This window comes from Mesorhizobium loti, from assembly GCF_003148495.1.
Classification (GTDB): Bacteria; Pseudomonadota; Alphaproteobacteria; order Rhizobiales; family Rhizobiaceae; genus Mesorhizobium; species Mesorhizobium loti.
Window position 1 is genome coordinate 510,763 of the sequence record NZ_QGGH01000004.1, and the last position, 14,676, is coordinate 525,438.

Below are 14,676 nucleotides of genomic sequence, written 5' to 3' on the forward strand. Positions count from 1 at the left end.
CGCCATGCTTGGCTGCCTTGCTGGTCGTCAAGCTGGCGGCGTTCAAGGGGAACCAAGAAAATGCAGATTTCGAAATGGATCATATCGGCAGCGGGTGCTGCCATGCTGGTGATAGCGGCCAGCTCGCTGTCGCAGGCACAGGAGAAGATCAAGATCGGCACCGAGGGCGCCTATCCGCCGTTCAACACCATTACAGCGGACGGCAAGGTCGAAGGCTTCGATATCGACATCGCCAATGCGCTGTGCGCGCAGATGAAGGTCGAATGCGAAATCGTCACCCAGGACTGGGACGGCATCATTCCCGCCCTGCAGGCCAAGAAGTTCGACGCCATCATCGCCTCGATGAGCATCACCGAGGAGCGCAAGAAGCAGGTCGCCTTCACCAACAAATATTATACGACGCCGCTCGCTTTGGTGGCGCCGAAGGACAGCGAGCTCACCTCGACCGAACCGGCAGCCCTTGCCGGCAAGACGGTCGGCGCCCAGGCTTCGACCACGCAGGCCGACTATGCCCAGAATAGCTACGGCAAGGCCGGGGCGGAGGCAAAACTCTACCCGACCCAGGAAGAGGCGATCACCGACCTGACCAACGGCCGGCTTGACGCCGTGATCTCGGACAAGTTCGTGCTGATGGACTGGCTGAAGAAGGCAAGCGACGGCTGTTGCAAGCTGGTCGGCGACGTCAAGGGTACGGAAACGCAAGCCGGCATTGCCGTTCGCCTGGAAGACACAGCACTTCGCGACAAGCTCAACGCGGCCATCGACGCGATCGTCGCCGACGGCACCTACAAGAAGATCCAGGCCAAGTATTTCGACTTCGATATTTATTGAGACGTTGAAGCTGCCAATCTCCCCCCTTGAGGGGGAGATGGCCGGCAGGCCAGAGGGGGTCGCTGCGCGTAGAACGCCAGCGTCGTCTGGTGCCGCGAGAAGACGTCGGCGCTCCACGCGCGACGACCCCCTCTGTCGCCTTCGGCGACATCTCCCCCTCAAGGGGGGAGATCACCCTTTCTACAGCGCCTTCACCGCCACCTTCACCGGCTGTTCGATCTCGAGCGGATTGCGCAGCGGCAGGCCGAAATCCTTGGCCTCGATCTCGAACACGTCGCCGGCCTCGGTCTTGATGCCGTCGGCGAAGGACAGCGTCGCCGTGCCGAACATGTGCACATGCACGTCGCCCGGCTGGCGGAAGGCTGCATATTTGAAATGGTGGTGTTCGAGATTGGCGATGGTGTGCGACATGTTCGCTTCACCGGACAGGAACGGCTTTTCCCATAGCACCTCGCTGTCGCGCAGGATGCGCGAGGTGCCGCGGATGTCGGACGGCAGGTCGCCGATCAGGATTTCCGGCCCGAACGAGGCGTTGCGCAGCTTGGAATGGGCGAGGAAGAGATAGTTCACGCGTTCGGTGACGTGGTCGGAAAACTCGTTCGACAGCGTGAAGCCGACACGGAAGGGCGCGCCGTCATCACCGATGACATAGATGCCGGCCACCTCCGGCTCTTCGCCGGCGTCCTTGGCGAAAGCCGGTGACAGGAGTGCGGCACCTGGCGCCACTGCCATCGTGCCGTTGCCCTTGTAGAACCATTCCGGCTGCACGCCGATCTGGCCTTTCGCAGGCTTGCCGCCCTCCAGCCCCATGCGGAACATCTTCATGGAATCGGTCAGTTGCTCCTCGCCGTCGGCACTGAGCTTCTTGTGCATGGAATCGCGTGTCGCGGCCGAACCCAGATGCGTCAGTCCGGTGCCGGTCAGGTGCAGATGCGCCGGGTCGGGGTGGTTGATCGGCGACAGCAGCCGCCCCTTCTTGTAGGCCGCCTCGAGATCGACCGTCTCGCCAAGCCCCTTGCGTTCGATCAGCGCGACGAGGCCGACGCCGGTGCGGGCAGCCTCCATCGCCAGCGAATAGACGCTGCGGGCGCCGTTGATGATCCGGGTCTTGCCGCCATTGCGGGCGACGACGCGGATGGTCTCGGCGTCGTCAAGGATCTGGGAGATCAGCATGATGAATCCTCTCTCATTTGCCTTGGCAGGGTTGCCAAAACGGCAAACCTTGCTCAGCGCGGCCGGGACGTCGTCCATGCCACGGTTGATATTCTCCGTTCGGATTGCGCTCGCGGGCCTGGTCCCTCAGGGAACTTCTTTACGCCGGTGGGTTTGCCGGCAGCGCCGCGATCGTATGCCTCCTGCTTGCCTCGACTAGAGCGGTTCACCGTTTCACGGAAACGGCGAACCGCCCTAACTCATTGTCTTGGCGCAATTCCGGGCGGAAAACCGTTTCACACTTTTCCTGGAATTGCTCTAAAGCCTGTTCAAGCCTTGTTCTTGTTGTAGACGTCGAAGATCACGGCGCCGAGCAGCACCAGGCCTTTGACCACCTGCTGCCAGTCGACATTGACGCCCATGATCGACATGCCGTTGTTCATCACGCCCATGATGAAGCCGCCGACCACCGCGCCGATGACCTGGCCGACACCGCCCATCGCCGAGGCGCCGCCGATGAAGACGGCGGCGATGACGTCGAGCTCGGAGCCGAGGCCCGCCGCCGGCACGGCCTGGCCGAGGCGCGCCGCGATGATCAGGCCGCCAAGCGCCGACAGCACGCCCATATTGATGAACACCATCAGCGTCAGCCGCTCGGTGTTGATGCCCGACAGTTGCGCCGCCTTGGCGTTGCCGCCCATCGCGTAGATACGGCGGCCGATGGTCATGCGCTTGGTGACAAAGACGAACAGCGAGATCAGCACGCCCATGACGAGAAGCACCACCGGCAAGCCTCTGTAGCTGGCGAACTCATAAACCAGGAACAGCGCCAGCGCGCTGGCGACCAGCGTCTTGATGACGAACAGGGGGAAGGGCTCGGCCTCATAGCCATGGCGTTCGCGCTTGCGTCGCGTCCTCACCCCGAAATAGGCATAGGCCAGCACGGCGATCAGACCGAGCACGATCGTCGTCATGTGCAGCGTCAGGCCGCTGCCCATGATGGTCTTGCCGGCCGCATTGACCGTCGGCGGGATCAGCGTCAGCGGGCCGATCACATCCGGGATGAAGCCGGAGCTGAGCATTTTGAAATCGTCCGGAAGCGGACCGACCGAGGATCCGCCGCCCAGCAGCGCCTGGCAGATGCCGCGGAAGATCAGCATGCCCGCCAGCGTCACGATGAAGCTCGGTATTCGGTGATAGGCGATCCAATAGCCTTGCGCCGCGCCGATCAGGCCGCCCACGATGAGGCAGACGATCGAAACCACCAGCGGATTGCTGAGCGGGCCGAGCTGCCAGATGACCATCATGTTTGCCGCCAGCGCGCCGATGAAACCGGCGACCGATCCGACGCTGAGGTCGATATAGCCGGAAACGATGACCAGCAGCATGCCCAGCGCCATCACGATGATGAAGGAGTTCTGCTGCACCAGGTTGCTGAGGTTGACCGGCTTGAACAGCGTTCCCGACGTGGTGAACTGGAAGAACAGCATGATGACGATCAGCGCGATAATCAGACCGTATTCGCGCAGGTTCGTCGTCAGCGCCGAGACGGCGATGCGTGGACGCTGCTCTTCGGCGACGTTGCCCTGCGGGGCGGGGGCGATTTCGGTGCTCATGCTGCTTTTCCTTCTCCCCGAACGATGGCGCGCATTATTTTTTCCTGGCTTGCTTCCGCCGCGGGCATTTCGCCCACCATGCGCCCTTCGTTCATGACGTAGATGCGGTCGGTGATGCCGAGCAGTTCTGGCATTTCCGACGAAATGACCACGATCGCCTTACCTTCGGCGGCGAGGCGGGCGATGATCGTGTAGATTTCGTACTTGGCGCCGACATCGATGCCGCGCGTCGGCTCGTCAAGGATCAGCACTTCCGGGTCGGCGAACAGCCATTTCGACAGCACCACCTTCTGCTGGTTGCCGCCGGAAAGATTGCCGGTCATCTGATAGACGCTCGAAGCGCGGATATTGGTCTTCTTGCGATAGTCGTTGGCAACGGCGAGCTCGCGCATGTCGTCGATCACGCTGTGGCGCGAGACGCCGCCGAGGTTGGCCAGAGTGATGTTGTGCTTGATATGGTCGATGAGGTTGAGGCCGTAGGTCTTGCGATCCTCGGTGACGTAGGCGATTCCGTGTTCGACCGCCCTGCTCACCGAGGAGACATCGATCGGCTTGCCCTTGAGCAGCACCTCGCCGGTGATGCGGCGGCCATAGGAGCGGCCGAAGATGCTCATGGCGAATTCGGTGCGGCCGGCGCCCATCAGCCCGGCAATGCCCACAACCTCGCCCTTGCGCACATTGATGTCGATGCCCTTGATCACTTGCCGGTCGGCATGGAGCGGATGATAAACCGACCAGTTCCTTACTTCGAACACGACCTCGCCGATATCGGGCTCGCGCGGCGGATAGCGGTCGTCGAGCGAACGACCGACCATCGAAGTGATGATGCGGTCTTCCGAGATGTCCTTCTTGGCCAGTGTCTCGATGGTGCGCCCGTCACGGATGACGGTGACCTTGTCGGCGACCCGGTTCACCTCGTTGAGCTTGTGCGAGATCAGGATCGAGGTCATGCCTTGCCGCTTGAATTCGAGCAGCAGGTCGAGCAGCGCCTGGCTGTCCTTTTCGCTGAGCGACGCCGTTGGCTCGTCGAGGATCAGCAGCTTGACTTCCTTGCTCAGCGCCTTGGCGATCTCGACCAGTTGCTGCTTGCCGACGCCGATATTGGTGATCAGCGTCTTGGGGTCCTCCTTGAGGCCCACCTTCTTCAACAGGGCGCTGGTGCGCGCTTCGTTGGCATTCCAGTCGATGACGCCGTATCTGGCGTGCTCGTTGCCGAGGAAAATGTTTTCGGCGATCGACAGCATCGGCACCAGGGCAAGCTCCTGGTGGATGATGACGATGCCCTTGTGTTCGCTGTCATGGATGCCTTTGAAGTGACATTCCTGGCCCTGAAAGATGATCTGGCCGTCATAAGTGCCTGTGGGATAGACGCCCGACAGCACCTTCATCAGCGTCGACTTGCCGGCGCCGTTCTCGCCGACCACGGCATGAATCTCGCCTTCCTCGACGCTGAGGTTGACGTTCGACAGCGCCTTCACGCCGGGGAACGTCTTGGTGATGTCGCGCATCTCCAAAATCGTCGAAGCCATAAGGGATACTGCTCCTCCCAATTCCGGACAATGCCGGTGGGCTAGTATGCGAATTTTGGATTCGCCGCGCTAGCAAAAAGGGGCCCCGCTGTACGCGGGACCCCAGGCTTTTGCAATGCGATTACTTCAGGTCTTCGGCCTTGATGTAGCCGGAGTCGACGACCAGTGCCTGGTAGTTCGACTTGTCGACCTCATGCGGCGTCAAGAGGATCGAGGGGACAACCTTGACGTCGTTGTTGTAGGTCTTGGTGTCGAGGCCATCCGGCTTGCCGCCCGACAGCACCTTGTCGACCAGACCGACAGTGGCCTTGGCCAGTTCGCGGGTGTCCTTGAACACGGTCGAGTACTGCTCGCCCGAGATGATCAGCTTGACCGAAGCGGTCTCGGCGTCCTGGCCGGTGACGACCGGCCACGGCTGAGCGGCCGTGCCGTAACCGACGGCGCGCAGCGAGGCGGTGATACCGCGCGACAGACCGTCATATGGCGACAGAACGCCATCGACGCGGCTGCCGTCCGAATAGTTGGCCGACAGCAGATTGTCCATGCGTGCCTGGGCGGTTGCCGCGAGCCAGCGCAGCGTGCCGACCTTGTCCATGCCGGTCTGGCCGGACTTCACGACGAGCACCTTGCTGTCGATCAGCGGCTGCAGCACCGAGATGGCGCCATTGTAGAAAAAGAAGGCATTGTTGTCGTCCGGCGAGCCGCCGAACAGCTCGATGTTGAACGGACCCTTCTTCTCCGGATAGCCGAGACCCTTGAGCAGCGAATTGGCCTGGATAACGCCGACGCCGAAATTGTCGAAGGTGGTGTAGTAGTCGACATTGGCGGTCTTCTTGATCAGGCGGTCATAGGCGACGACGACGACACCGGCGTCAGCGGCCTTCTGCAGCGCATCCGACAGGGTGGTGCCGTCGATCGAAGCGATGATCAGCGCCTTCGGGCCCTTGGTGATTTCATTTTCCAGCTGGCTGAGCTGGTTGGGGATGTCGTCCTGCGCGTATTGCAGGTCGACGGTGTAGCCGAGAGCCTCGAGCTGGGACTTGACGGCGTCGCCGTCGTTGATCCAGCGCTGCGAGGTCTTGGTCGGCATCAGCACGCCGACAAGACCCTTATCGGCTGCGTGCGCCGAGTAGGTCATGGCGGCAACGCCAAGGGCCGCGACGGCGGCCAGTGTCTTGATGATTTTCACTTTAACTCTCCCTGGTTGATGGACGCGGCACCCCGGGGTCGCGGGCCGCGCAATCGTGCAGAAGCGCCAAGGCACTGCTGCCGTCATATCGATCTCCGGTATCCTCCCATGGCCCCTAGACGCTGATTTCAATCGATACGATTTTCTCGTTAGCGACCGTCGCGTCTCGGAACGCGCGAAGGGTGTGGCTCTTTGCCATAACTGTCAAATGCGATCTTTGATGGTTGCTATATCATGGTTGGTATATGTACTGCGACGTGACGGGCTGATCCCAATACCGACCGTCCGCGAGCAGAAGAGAGGGGAAAGCGATGGCTGCGCTAGGGAATCCGACTGCAGTTTCAAATAGTTACAGAGAGATGCCGGGCGATGGCGAAACCCTGCTGCGCAGCGGCCTCAGTCTGCGCCACATGCGCATGATCGTCGCGCTCGACGACCATGGCCGGGTCAGCGCGGCAGCCCAGGTCATGAACATTTCGCAGCCGGCGGCCTCGCGCATGATCAGCGAGATGGAGGCGGTGCTGGAGGTCAAGCTGTGCGAGAGACTGCCGCGCGGCATCACCTTGACGCCCTACGGCAAGGCTTTGGCCAGGCGCGCGCGCTCGATCCTCTTGGAGATGCGCGAGGTCGATCGCGAGATATCCGAGCTCAAGGCGGGCAAGGGCGGTTCGGTGTTCCTCGGTGCCGTGACGGCGCCTGCAATCGAGCTGGCGGTGCCGGCAATTCGCGAAATCCGCCGCATCTATCCGCGCATCGAGATCACCATGCAGGTCGAGACCTCCAACGTGCTGGCGCGCGAGCTGATCGCCACGCGCCATGATTTCATCATCGCGCGCATCCCCGACGACCTCAATCCGCGGCTGTTCGAGTCGCGCGTCATCGGCGTCGAGAAGGCGTGCCTGATCGTGCGCCGGGGCCATCCGCTGACCAAAGGCGAGGGGGTGCGGTTGGAAGAGACCGCCGCCTATGACTGGGTCTTCCAGTCGGGCGGCTCGCCCTTGCGCCAGGCGATGGAGAGCAATTTCCTCAACCGCAACATCGCTTTGCCGGACCGCATCCTCAACACCAGCTCACTGCTTCTGACGCTGGTCATGGTCGCGCAGTCCGATGCCATCGCGCCGGTCTCGGTCCAGGTGGCGAAATTCATCCAGAACCCTGACGGACTGGCCGGCGCCATCGACGTCGTCCAGACCGAATTCGACATCGAGGTCAGGCCTTACAGCCTGATCACGGTGAAGAACCGCGTGCTGTCGCCGGCCGCCAAGATGCTGCATGATTTCATTCTGCGGGAGGTGGGATGATGGCGCGGTCGGGTAGGGTTGCCTGGCGTCGAGTTCGATCGGGCGCGCAAAGCGCATGAAAGAGCCGCCAGGCCGAGGCTAGCGAAAGCGAGCCGGGAACATTATTTCCTGCCGATGCGTTCATGATCTTGCAAGGGACGATTTCTTCTGGAGGCTGAACATGTGCAGCTTCGAAATCATCGATCTGCTTTACGTGGTCGAGGCCTGCAAGCACGATCGATCGGTCGGGAATTTCGTGTCCATGGCTGAAAGCGTAGAAGAATTGCGGGTACTGACCGGCGATTTCGTTTCATCGGATGACGCAGTAGCAAACGCCCTCGCAACGGTGGCGCTTGCGCGCGGCTGCTCGGTTTTGTTCGACGAACAGGCACGCGCTGAAATTGTTTCTGGCGCCTTAAGCTGGAGCGGGTAGAGGGAATCGAACCCTCGCGTTCAGCTTGGGAAGCTGACAAGCTACCATTACATCATACCCGCGTGTGCCCTCGTTACCATGACGGCCCGGCTTCGGGCAATCGCAAAGCAGCCCTTGCGCCGGCCCCAAACAGGATCAGGTGCCGGGCAGGTAGATTACCGCGTAATCGTCCGCATAGGCTCGCTTCCAGCCCAGCTGGTCAAAGAAGGGGATGCGGGCGTCATCAGCCGACAACAGCGCCCAGCCTATTGCGTATTTCTTCAGCTGGGCTTCGAGGAGCGGCTTGCCGCCGGTGTGGCCCATGTCGTCATCGGCCTTTGTGAAACCGCCCAGGAACAGCTGGTCCGTCCGTCCGTCGATATAGGTCTTGATCCCGTGAAAGATCAGCGTCCCGCCGAAATTGTAGGAATTCATCACATTGCCAGACAGATGATGGCTTTCAGCGAAGGCCAGCGCCCCGCTGGCCGACGTCTTCGGGCTCGGCGCGACCTGATGAATACTGCCGAGCACGACGACCCCACTGACCGTCAAGACGGCGGTCGCGCCGCAGATCGCGTAGAATCGCCTGGCGAAGAATTTTTCCAGTCCGTCGCGCCTTTGCGCCAGCCATGCGGTGGCTGAAAGCGAGGGGTATTGCTGCGCCACCTCGACTGCGATCACCAAGGGAACCAGCAGGAAGAACAGATACACGAAACGCACATGGGCGAGATAGACATGCAAGGTGAAGACGACGAACAGAGCCTTTGCCCAGCCAATTCGCAACGGTGCTACCAGAAGCCCGAAAAGTCCCAGCAGCATCGCCAGTTCCTGGATGGAGTTCTCCGGTTGATTGAATGCGTTCCATTCCATGATCAGCGGCACAGCCTCATTGCCGTAAGCCACGCCGAGCGTCGCCAGGATGGCCTGGACGCCATAGGGGTGGATCAGGCTGACCAGCGGGCAAAGCAGACCGAATGCGATCCATTTCGCCAGGAGGGCTGGTTTCGACAGGCCTGTGCGCGCCAGCAGATCGAGACCGGCGAAACCCGCGATGATGAAGCTCAGCGTGAAGGTGGCGTGCAGGTTCGCCCACAAAACGACCAGCACGAGCAGCCACCAGGGCGGCACCCGTTCTTCCCTTGCCGCACGAAAGAGCATCTCCGTCCAGATGACGATGATCGGGAAGGTCAAGACATGCGGACGCGCCGTGAAGATCGACATGATCAGGAACACCGCGGCGAAGGCCAGTATAGTGGCCAGGATCGGCTTCAGCCAGGCGCTGAGAAACCACCCCATCAGGAAAACCGTCAGGGAAATCGAGGCGATGATAACGGTGACCACCCCGTTCCAGCCTCCTGTCTTGTAGGCAAGGGCCAGCACGACCTGCCCCAGCCATTCTTTGGCAATCCATGGCTGGCCGGCAAACGTATAGGAATAAGGGTCGACCGTCGGAAATGTCCGGTTTGCCAGGAAATCCAGCCCGACCTTCACTTGCCACCAGCTGTCGGGATCCTGCAGGGTGGAACCGGCTTTTGCAGTCAGTATTGCCGCCATCGCCCAAGCCGTGAACAGGCAGAATATCGCGCGGGTCCGCTCGTCGTGCGTTGCGGCTTCCACCCCGGCCCGGGCGTTGTCCATAATGCGCCGCCTCTGATTGTTTGCGATGAGAGTTTGGTTCATGGAATTCGACTGCTCGGCGCCCGCCAAAGCTCGTCGGTCACCCGAAGGTTCCCGTCTGCTTTGTCGTCTGCGCGACTTTCACGTCCGACAAACACCAAGTGAGCCGAACCGAGACAGAAAACGACCGAATAGACGCAGATCGTTTCCAGGTGAACCAGGGAGCTTTCGGTGATGCCTGCTGAGCGAGTGGCGATCGCAACCGCCAGATTGACGCTGTAGGCGACCAAGAAGATCCCCCCATCCCCATATCGAAACAGGGTTCCTGACAGGAAGCCATCGGCCCGTGTGAAGGTCCATTGGCGGTTGCGGAAGAAGCTGAGGACAAGGTCGGTGACATAAACCGTGGCGTTGGCGAGGGTGTCGTTAAGGCCGAGCGCAAGCTCGGCCAGAATGACCGCGTACCCCGACGCCGTGTTCAACAGACCGACGGCGCCAGATCGCAGCATCCTGGGAAAGTCAAACGGCAGGCTTGACCGCATGCGCAAAATATTGGGCTCCGACAGGAATCTTGGTGAGGAAACGCTCGAACGGCCTCAGCCTTGCAAGCAGCCGAGGAAAGAAAATCCGGTAGATGATCCGGGTGTTGGCAAGGCCCGCCTCGGCCATACGCCTGCGCATCTCGCGGGAATTTATCAAAACCGCGTTTTCGTCGAAGGCGCAGTTTCTCACCGCATGCGTGGTCAACGGGTTCCACGGATTGTGTTCGAAAAGAAAGAAGCTGCCGCCATCGGCCAGCACCCTGCCGATCTCCGCCAGCAGCCCGACCTGCAGGTCCTCGGGAATGTGGTGGAAGACGCAAGCCGCGAAGGCCAGGTCGAAGCTGCCAGCGGCAAAAGGAATCGTCTTGCCGTCGAAATGCGTGAAGGCGGCCTGGCCGGGAAAGCGCTTGCTGGCGATGTCGAGCGATTCCCGCGAAGGATCGAGCAAGGTGATCTCGGCATCGGGAAACGCGTTGCGCATATGGCCGAGCGAATTGCCGACGCCGGCGCCGAAGTCGAGTATCCGCCGTGGTTTCACACCGGCCCGCCGCAGTGTCGTGGCGACGTCGTCGATCTTGTACCTGGCGAAGAAGTCCGGCGTTTCGCCACTCAGCCTTATGCTCGCGGCATGCTGCTCCTGGTATTCCCGCGCAAACTGGTCGAACTCGGCCTCAAGCACGTGCGGCTCTCTTTGCGATCTTCTGCAAACGATGGACCGGCAGATCCTTGTCTCTGGCTGCCAGGTTGCTCGAAACGATCTCGTTGACGAAGTAGAGCGGCCGCCGCTTCGTCTCCATGTACATGCGCCCGAGATACTCGCCGAAGATGCCAAGCACCATCAGCTGGACGCTGCCGAGGATCAGCACGATCGCGGCAAGGCTGGTCCAGCCGGGCAAGACGTTTCCGACCGACCATTCGAACAGGGTGTAGGCGAGCACGACCAACCCCAGAAGTCCGAACATCATTCCGAGCAACGAGGCGAACCGCAGAGGCACGATCGAGAAGCTGGTCATCGCGTCGATCGCCAGCAGAACCATTTTCTTCAGCGGATAGTGGGTGGTGCCGGCAAAGCGACGGTGCCGTTCATAGGGGAGAGCCGTCTGCTTCAGCCCGATCCAGCTCACCATACCGCGAATGAACCTGTAGCGTTCGGGCATCGCGTTCAGATGGTCGAGCGCGCGGCGGCTCATCAGCCGGAAATCGCCGGTATTCGGGGCTATATCGACGTCGACCATCCGGCGCAGCAAGCGGTAGAACATCGAGGCGGAAGCGAGCTTGAACCAGCTTTCGCCGTCGCGCGTCAGCCTCTGGCCGTAAACGACATCGAAGCCTTCGTTCATCTTCGTCATCATCGCGCCGAGCAGCTCAGGCGGATCCTGCAGGTCGGCATCGAGAATGAGAATGCGCTGGCCGCGACAGAATTCGAGCCCCGCGCTCAACGCGATCTGGTGGCCATAGTTGCGGGCAAGATCGATGGCGACGACATGGTCGTCCTTTTCGGCCAGCTGGAAAATGGCCTCGCGCGTCCCGTCGGTCGCGCCGTCGATAACAAGGACGATCTCATAGGAAGGGCCTTGTTCGACGCATGCGGCCGTCACCCGCCGATGCAGTTCGGCCAGGCCATCCAGCTCATTGTAGCATGGGACGACCACCGACAGCATGACGGCGCGTCGCGCGGTGTTTTTCTCCGTCTCCACCAAAAGCCTTGCTCCCGCTATTCGATTGGAAATAGCGGGAATTGGTTAGAAAACAGATAAGCCAGCGGGATCAGCTGCGGCCATCGGCCGGCCGCCTTTTCCGCTGCCAGCGGTCACGGGATGAACCGGCAGGGCCATGCGGATGCGGGCGCCTTGCCAGGACCCCGCCAATATCCGAATGGTGCCGTCATGCAGCAGCGCGATCTGCCGGGCAAGGTTCAATCCCAGACCTGCCCCACGCGATTGCGGCTGCAAGCGGTAGAAGGGTTCGAAGACATTCTCGCACTCATCCGCCGGAATGCCCGGGCCTTCGTCGTGGACTTCGACGCCACCGGTCTCGTCGACGGCAATGGTGATCGTGCCGGAGCCGCCGCCATGGTCGATGGCATTGCGCACGAGATTTGCCAGCGCGCGCTCGATCTGCAGGACGTTGACCTCGACATGGACCTTGCCGGCGGGCGGCTCGAAGGCAAGATCGTAGCCTGCTTCGATGGCGAGCGGGGCGAAGTCGGCCGCGACCCGGCTGACAAGGTCGCAGAGATCGATGATCTGGCGCTGGTCTGCCGGGCGGTCAAGCAACTGGTGGTCGAGCAGCTGCTGCGCAAGATGCGACAGGCGCTCGATATCATGCAGCAGGCGTGCACTTTGCGGCTCCTGCTTCAGCAATTCGGCGCGCGTGCGCAAGATGGCGATCGGCGTGCGCAGTTCATGGGCCGCGTCGGTGAGGAAGCGATTGTGCCGGTCATAGCCTTGGGCCAGGCGCGCCAGTGTCTGGTTGAAGGCATGCACCAGCGGCTCGATCTCCTGCGGTACATTCTTGACCGGGAGTTGCATCGCACGGGTGCCGATGTCGATACGCGCGGCCTGCTGGACGGTGTCGACGAGGCCGGCAAAAGATCTGCGCACGACGGCAGGCGTGGTCACCAGGGTCGTGGTTCCCATGACGAGGACAATCGGCAACAAAAGGATGATGATGATGGCCGTGAGAGCGGGAAGTGCCTTCTCCCAGTTCCTGCTGCCGTCCGGGTTCTTGGCGACATCGACGGTGGCCGAAATGGTGACTTCGAGGCCTTCTGTTTTGTCGCGCAAGGATCGTGTCGCGGCGATGATCTGAACCGTGCCCGCCTTGGTCGAAACCCTTTCGAGATAGGCCTCCGGCCGCGGGTCATCCTCCGAAAACCCGATGGTGGCGTGATCGGCCGCGCCCAGCAGATCGCCAAAATTCCTGGCGTAGACGTCTGGTATGGTGCCGAAGCGGACGCTCTGGCCGCTGCCGTCGCGGATAATGTACCAGACGTTCGGGAAGCCCTCACGAAACGAACGCAACTCGTCGGTCTCATGGACGATCAATTTGCCGTTGCCGTCACGATCGACGGCATTCTTGATGGCTGCAACGGCAGCCTCGTTGTCGACAAGAAGCCGCGGATCGGCGATCCATAGCGCGGCCGCGGACAGCACGATGAAGATAAGAAGCGTCGCCGCCTGCAGCAGGATCAGCCGCCGCACCAGCACCCATTGCAGCGACCGCGTGCGCGGCTTTTTCACGAAGCCGCCCGCAGGAGATAACCGAGATTGCGGATCGCCCTGATCTCGATGCCGGCAGCGACATCGTCAAGCTTGCGACGCAGCCGCGAAATGTGCGCATCCAGCGCATTGGAGCCGATCTCGTCATCGAGGGCGTAGACGGCTTCTTCCAGGGCGCCGCGCATGATGGTCCGGCCTGGCCTGCGGATCAGCGTTTCGAGCACCAGCCGTTCACGCCGCGGCAACTCCAGTGCCTGGTCCTCGATAAGCGCCTCGCGATGGCGGAAATCATAGGTAAGGCGGCCGACCACCGTCTGGTTGGCGCGTGAGGTGAACGAACGCCTGTGCAAGGCATTGAGCCTGGCAACCAGTTCCACCGTGGCGAATGGCTTGACCATGTAGTCGTCGGCGCCGGCATCGAGCCCGGCCACCCTGTCGTCGAGACCGCTGAGCGCCGTCAGCGCGATCACCGGCACGTCCAGATGCAAGGCCCGCAGGCGCGGGATCAGGCTGAGACCATCGCCATCGGGCAGGCGGCGGTCCAGTATCACGGCGTCATGATGGCCGAGCCGCGCCACGGCTTCGGCATCGGCCAGTGTCGCGGCATGGTCGACGATGATGTCCTGGCGCTCGAGCGCCGTCTTCAGCACCGAGGCCATTTCCGGTTCGTCCTCGATCAGCAGGATGCGCATGTGCACGCTCCGTCACGGGCAGCCGGCAGGCTGTGGCAATTCATTCGCATTCCAGCTTCGGTTGACGAAAATTGGTGATGAACCATCGGCCGCCCGAGGCGCGGGCGTAGAACGTATAGAAGCATTCCTGGCGCTCGATATAGCCAGGCGTTTCGGTCTCTTCGTAGACGGTTCCGTGTTTCGTGTGGCGAACCTCGCCGCTGGAGGTCCCGGAAACCGCATTGGTGGAGATCTTGCGCCACTGATAGGCTCGCTCGCCTTGCCCGAGGTCAACGACGGCGGTTGGCGGACCGTAGTCCAGAATGACCGATTCGACCGGTTGCCCGATGTAGTTCTTCATGATGTCGGAGGCGCATCCCGTCAGCGCCAGCACGATTGCGACGAAGAACGCCTTCGAGATCCACACAAGATGGTTTGCGCGGCGTTTGGACATATCTGATTCCCATCATCAAGGTCATCCGCGGCACCTAGGGTGTGAAGATTGCATCGACATTACGCAGGACCCGGCACAGGCGCGGTCTGCCGATGCGCGTCGATGCCGGTGCGGATGGGGCAAGCAATTGCGCGGCACCCATTGCGTCTGGGCACCGCGCGA

14 protein-coding genes and 1 tRNA gene are annotated in these 14,676 nt (G+C 61.5%); 3 read left to right on the forward strand and 12 right to left on the reverse strand.

Translation table 11 applies throughout. From position 1 onward, the window contains the following. The first annotated feature begins 60 nt into the window (after positions 1-60). Positions 61-831: an ABC transporter substrate-binding protein gene (locus tag C8D77_RS19285; RefSeq protein WP_109666545.1), complete on the forward strand. Its 771-nt coding sequence runs from the start codon at positions 61-63 to the stop codon at positions 829-831. Positions 832-1,011: 180 nt separating this feature from the next. On the opposite strand, the gene araD1 is transcribed toward C8D77_RS19285, so the two are convergent. From araD1 to chvE, 4 genes are all read right to left on the reverse strand, one after another. Beyond that, a complete protein-coding gene (gene araD1 / locus C8D77_RS19290) occupies positions 1,012-2,004 on the reverse strand; it encodes an AraD1 family protein (RefSeq protein ID WP_109666792.1) in 993 nt (330 codons plus the stop codon). 308 nt (positions 2,005-2,312) lie between these two features. Next, entirely contained in the window at positions 2,313-3,599 is a 1,287-nt protein-coding gene (gene mmsB / locus C8D77_RS19295; protein WP_109666548.1) for a multiple monosaccharide ABC transporter permease, read from the reverse strand. Further along, on the reverse strand, positions 3,596-5,128 hold the full coding sequence (gene mmsA / locus C8D77_RS19300) for a multiple monosaccharide ABC transporter ATP-binding protein (protein ID WP_109666550.1): 1,533 nt from the start codon (positions 5,126-5,128) through the stop codon (positions 3,596-3,598). The genes mmsB and mmsA overlap by 4 nt, the downstream gene beginning before the upstream one ends. A 121-nt stretch (positions 5,129-5,249) precedes the next feature. Further along, the gene (gene chvE, locus C8D77_RS19305; RefSeq protein ID WP_109666553.1) at positions 5,250-6,317 is read right to left on the reverse strand and encodes a multiple monosaccharide ABC transporter substrate-binding protein; all 1,068 of its coding nucleotides are present in this window, start codon (positions 6,315-6,317) and stop codon (positions 5,250-5,252) included. 311 nt (positions 6,318-6,628) lie between these two features. On the opposite strand from chvE, the gene C8D77_RS19310 reads away from it, so the two are divergent. Together C8D77_RS19310 and C8D77_RS19315 are read left to right on the forward strand one after the other, a co-directional pair. Further along, on the forward strand, positions 6,629-7,618 hold the full coding sequence (locus tag C8D77_RS19310) for a LysR family transcriptional regulator (protein ID WP_109666555.1): 990 nt from the start codon (positions 6,629-6,631) through the stop codon (positions 7,616-7,618). A gap of 160 nt (positions 7,619-7,778) precedes the next feature. After that, positions 7,779-8,030 (forward strand): hypothetical protein, encoded by a 252-nt coding sequence (locus C8D77_RS19315; RefSeq protein ID WP_109666557.1) that lies wholly within the window; start codon positions 7,779-7,781, stop codon positions 8,028-8,030. Here the strand turns inward: C8D77_RS19315 and C8D77_RS19320 are convergent. The 8 genes from C8D77_RS19320 to C8D77_RS19355 all read right to left on the reverse strand — a co-directional run bounded on the left by C8D77_RS19320 (position 8,019) and on the right by C8D77_RS19355 (position 14,514). Continuing rightward, a tRNA-Gly gene (locus tag C8D77_RS19320) sits at positions 8,019-8,092 on the reverse strand. The two genes, C8D77_RS19315 and C8D77_RS19320, sit on opposite strands and share 12 nt — an antisense overlap. Before the next feature lie 73 nt (positions 8,093-8,165). Then, positions 8,166-9,647: a hypothetical protein gene (locus tag C8D77_RS19325; RefSeq protein WP_109666794.1), complete on the reverse strand. Its 1,482-nt coding sequence runs from the start codon at positions 9,645-9,647 to the stop codon at positions 8,166-8,168. Between the two features lie 38 nt (positions 9,648-9,685). Beyond that, complete coding sequence (locus tag C8D77_RS19330; protein WP_245951822.1) at positions 9,686-10,168, reverse strand: GtrA family protein; 483 nt, start codon at positions 10,166-10,168, stop codon at positions 9,686-9,688. Next, positions 10,146-10,847, reverse strand: a complete 702-nt coding sequence (locus C8D77_RS19335; protein WP_109666563.1) for a class I SAM-dependent methyltransferase — start codon at positions 10,845-10,847, stop codon at positions 10,146-10,148. Before C8D77_RS19335 ends, C8D77_RS19330 begins: the two co-directional genes overlap by 23 nt. Then, entirely contained in the window at positions 10,840-11,829 is a 990-nt protein-coding gene (locus C8D77_RS19340) for a glycosyltransferase family 2 protein (RefSeq protein ID WP_206438809.1), read from the reverse strand. The genes C8D77_RS19335 and C8D77_RS19340 overlap by 8 nt, the downstream gene beginning before the upstream one ends. An 81-nt stretch (positions 11,830-11,910) precedes the next feature. Next, positions 11,911-13,410 carry a sensor histidine kinase gene (locus tag C8D77_RS19345; RefSeq protein ID WP_109666566.1) on the reverse strand — a complete coding sequence of 500 codons (1,500 nt, stop codon included), beginning with the start codon at positions 13,408-13,410 and terminating at the stop codon, positions 11,911-11,913. Then, on the reverse strand, positions 13,407-14,081 hold the full coding sequence (locus tag C8D77_RS19350) for a response regulator transcription factor (protein WP_109666799.1): 675 nt from the start codon (positions 14,079-14,081) through the stop codon (positions 13,407-13,409). The genes C8D77_RS19345 and C8D77_RS19350 overlap by 4 nt, the downstream gene beginning before the upstream one ends. A 40-nt stretch (positions 14,082-14,121) precedes the next feature. Further along, complete coding sequence (locus C8D77_RS19355) at positions 14,122-14,514, reverse strand: hypothetical protein (RefSeq protein WP_109666568.1); 393 nt, start codon at positions 14,512-14,514, stop codon at positions 14,122-14,124. Between the last annotated feature and the right edge of the window lie 162 nt (positions 14,515-14,676).

Excerpts from the sequence above, each read along its gene's own strand:
- C8D77_RS19285 (WP_109666545.1), top strand. The coding sequence starts at position 61 with ATGCAGATTTCGAAATGGATCATATCGGCAGCGGGTGCTGCCATGCTG.
- araD1 (WP_109666792.1), bottom strand. The coding sequence starts at position 2,004 with ATGCTGATCTCCCAGATCCTTGACGACGCCGAGACCATCCGCGTCGTC.
- mmsB (WP_109666548.1), bottom strand. The coding sequence starts at position 3,599 with ATGAGCACCGAAATCGCCCCCGCCCCGCAGGGCAACGTCGCCGAAGAG.
- mmsA (WP_109666550.1), bottom strand. The coding sequence starts at position 5,128 with ATGGCTTCGACGATTTTGGAGATGCGCGACATCACCAAGACGTTCCCC.
- C8D77_RS19310 (WP_109666555.1), top strand. The coding sequence starts at position 6,629 with ATGGCTGCGCTAGGGAATCCGACTGCAGTTTCAAATAGTTACAGAGAG.
- C8D77_RS19315 (WP_109666557.1), top strand. The coding sequence starts at position 7,779 with ATGTGCAGCTTCGAAATCATCGATCTGCTTTACGTGGTCGAGGCCTGC.
- C8D77_RS19325 (WP_109666794.1), bottom strand. The coding sequence starts at position 9,647 with ATGGACAACGCCCGGGCCGGGGTGGAAGCCGCAACGCACGACGAGCGG.
- C8D77_RS19330 (WP_245951822.1), bottom strand. The coding sequence starts at position 10,168 with ATGCGGTCAAGCCTGCCGTTTGACTTTCCCAGGATGCTGCGATCTGGC.
- C8D77_RS19340 (WP_206438809.1), bottom strand. The coding sequence starts at position 11,829 with ATGCTGTCGGTGGTCGTCCCATGCTACAATGAGCTGGATGGCCTGGCC.
- C8D77_RS19350 (WP_109666799.1), bottom strand. The coding sequence starts at position 14,081 with ATGCGCATCCTGCTGATCGAGGACGAACCGGAAATGGCCTCGGTGCTG.
- C8D77_RS19355 (WP_109666568.1), bottom strand. The coding sequence starts at position 14,514 with ATGTCCAAACGCCGCGCAAACCATCTTGTGTGGATCTCGAAGGCGTTC.